The organism is Ideonella azotifigens (genome assembly GCF_006519715.1).
GTDB classification, from domain to species: Bacteria; Pseudomonadota; Gammaproteobacteria; order Burkholderiales; family Burkholderiaceae_C; genus Ideonella; species Ideonella azotifigens.
The window spans coordinates 1-2866 of the sequence record NZ_VIDT01000682.1; the positions used below are offsets into that span (position 1 = coordinate 1).

The window sequence follows — 2866 nt, forward strand, 5'->3', positions numbered from 1 at the left end:
GTTGTTGACTCGCGTCTTTGGCCCGAACGGGTGACAGGCCCGCCGCCAGCCCGGCCACCGAACTGCGATAACCTTTCCCCATGCTCGACCTGCTGATCCACGACGCCACCCTGCCCGACGGCCGCCGCCAAATTGGCGTGGCCGTGCAGGACGGCCTGATCGCCGACATCGGCCCGCACCTGACGCCCGACCACGCCCCCGCGGCCCAGACGGTCGACGCGCAGGGCATGCTGCTCAGCGCGCCGTTTGTCGACGCCCATTTCCACATGGACGCGACGCTCAGCTACGGCCTGCCCCGCGTCAACCAGAGCGGCACGCTGCTGGAAGGCATCGCGCTGTGGGGCGAACTGAAACCCGATCTGACGCAGGAGGCGCTGGTCGAACGCGCGCTGGCCTATTGCGACTGGGCGGTCGCCAAGGGCCTGCTGGCGATCCGCACGCATGTGGACGTGTGCGACCCGCGGCTGCTGGCGGTGGACGCGCTGCTGGAGGTCAAGCGCCGCGTGTCGCCCTACCTGGACCTGCAGCTGGTCGCCTTCCCGCAGGACGGCGTGCTGCGCGCGCCGGGCGCGATGGACCTGCTGAAGGAGGCGCTGCGCCGCGGCGTGGACGTGGTCGGTGGCATTCCGCATTTCGAGCGCACGGCCGAACAGGGCGCCTTGAGCGTGAAGCGGCTTTGCGAACTGGCCGCGGAGCTGGGCAAGCGCGTGGACATGCACTGCGACGAGAGCGACGACCCGCTGTCGCGCCACGTCGAAACCCTGGCCTTCGAGACCCACCGCCTGGGCCTGCACGGCCGCGTCACCGGCTCGCACCTGACCTCCATGCACAGCATGGACAACTACTACGTCTCCAAGCTGATCCCGCTGATGGCCGAGGCGCAACTCGGCGTGGTCGCCAACCCGCTGATCAACATCACGCTGCAGGGCCGGCACGACAGCTACCCCAAGCGCCGCGGCATGACCCGCGTGCCCGAACTGATGGCCGCCGGCCTCACCGTCGCCTTCGGCCACGACTGCGTGATGGACCCCTGGTACAGCCTGGGCAGTGGCGACATGCTGGAGGTCGCCCACATGGGCCTGCACGTGGCGCAGATGACCAGCCAGGCGGCGATGCGCCAATGCTTCGAAGCGGTGACGACGAACCCGGCGCGCCTGCTGGGGCTGGAAGAGAGTTTCGGCCTCGCCGTCGGCCGCGAAGCCAGCTTCGTGCTGCTGCAGGCGCAAGATCCCGTCGAGGCCATCCGGCTGCGCGCGCACCGCCTGGGCGTGTGGCGCCAGGGCCGCATGCTGGCCGAGAGCCCGCCGCTGGAGACCCGGCTGCATCTCGCGGACCGCCCCGGCGGCATTGACTTCCTGAAGCGCTGACACACGCCCCCGAACATGCCCGACGCCCGCCTCTTCCTGGCCCTGGTGCCTGACGAAGACACCACCCGCGCCATCGTGGCCTGGCAGCGCCGCTGCACCTGGCCCGAAGACGCGCGCATCTACCGCCGCGACGACCTGCACATCACGCTGCTTTTCCTCGGCGCCGTGCCCCGCGCCACGGTGGGCGACCTGGTCCCGCAGCTCAACGTGCCCGCCCCGCGCCTGCAGTTGGAGCTGTCACTGACCCACGTCGAAACCTGGCCCCGCGCCGGCGTCGCCGTGCTGGCGCCCACCAGCATCCCGGAAGAACTGCAGGTCCTGCACGCCGCCCTCGCCACCGCCGCAACCCAGGCCGGCTTCGCGCTGGAACCCCGCACCTACCAACCCCACGTCACGGTCGCCCGCACCCGCATGGCCGCCCCCGGCGCCCAGGTCGACGGCCCGCTGACCTGGCGCAGCGAAGGTTACGTGCTGATGGAGTCCAACCAAGGGTACCGGGTGATTCATCGGTATGGGTGAGGACGGTCGAGGATGTGGGTGCACGCAGTCCGGCCCCGACAATCGCCGGCTGACGACTGGCTTCCCTGCTTCATCGATGCGATTCGAACATTCCAAGCCGCTGCCGCGTTGGCATGCTGGCCGCGTGCTGCACATTGCAGCTGCCTCCGTGACCCTCGCCTGGGTCGCCCTTTTCTCCACCGTTGCCGCAGCGGCTGAAAGCCCGCCGATTGCGGCCAAGGTTGACCGGCAGCCGCTGACAAGTTTCGCCAGCCTGCCGCTGTTGTCGGACGTGAGACTGTCGCCGGACGGGCAGCAAATCGCGGCGCTGATGAACACCGGCGGCAAGACGGTGCTGATGACCCGTCCGGTGACCGGCAACAAGCCGCGCGCGCTGTTGACGACCGACAACCAGGAGTTCTCGTTCAACTGGATTCACTGGGTCAACAACGAGCGGGTGCTGGCCAGCGTGCGCTTTGCCTCGCGGCGCGATTTCGTGGCCACCGTCGAGACACGCTTGCTGTCGGTCAAGGTCGATGGCAGCGGCTCGGTGAACCTGGTGCGCAACCCGGTGCCCTCCGGCAGCATTTTGGGCAACGCGCCTTCGCAGCAATTCCAGGACCGCGTGCTCGACTGGCTGCCGCAGGACGGCCAGCACGTGCTGCTGCAGCTCAACGGGCCGGGCTCGGTCAACCCGGCGGTCTACAAGGTGGACGTGAACACCGGCGAGCGCGTGATGGTGAAGGGGCCTGAGCGGCTGGTGATGCGCTGGCTCAGCGACGCCCAGGGCCGCGTGCGGGTGGGCCTGCAGGAAGACGATGGCGTGATCGAGGTCCGTGCCTGCGACCCGGACGGCAAGCGCTGGCGCACGCTGTGGCGCAGCACTGAAATGAAGGACCGCGTCTGGCCGATGGGCTTCGGGCAGGACCCGCAGGAGCTTTACATCAAGGCCTACCACGAGGACCGGCTGGCGGTGTTCACGGTGCGCCTGGACGACGCCG

At 69.2% G+C, this 2866-nt stretch carries 3 protein-coding genes; all 3 read left to right on the top strand.

The window, feature by feature from the left end; genetic code table 11:
• Positions 1–80 precede the first annotated feature (80 nt).
• Positions 81–1367: an amidohydrolase family protein gene (locus tag FKP22_RS26190; RefSeq protein ID WP_141290803.1), complete on the top strand. Its 1287-nt coding sequence runs from the start codon at positions 81–83 to the stop codon at positions 1365–1367.
• Between the two features lie 15 nt (positions 1368–1382).
• Complete coding sequence (thpR, locus tag FKP22_RS26195) at positions 1383–1886, top strand: RNA 2',3'-cyclic phosphodiesterase (RefSeq protein ID WP_141290805.1); 504 nt, start codon at positions 1383–1385, stop codon at positions 1884–1886.
• A gap of 76 nt (positions 1887–1962) precedes the next feature.
• Positions 1963–2866, top strand: a 904-nt coding sequence (locus FKP22_RS26200; RefSeq protein WP_141290807.1) for a TolB-like translocation protein, incomplete at its 3' end; no start/stop codon positions are given.

What these genes read in the sequence shown, in the direction of transcription:
- FKP22_RS26190 (WP_141290803.1), top strand. Translation starts at nt 81, where the DNA reads ATGCTCGACCTGCTGATCCACGACGCCACCCTGCCCGACGGCCGCCGC.
- thpR (WP_141290805.1), top strand. Translation starts at nt 1,383, where the DNA reads ATGCCCGACGCCCGCCTCTTCCTGGCCCTGGTGCCTGACGAAGACACC.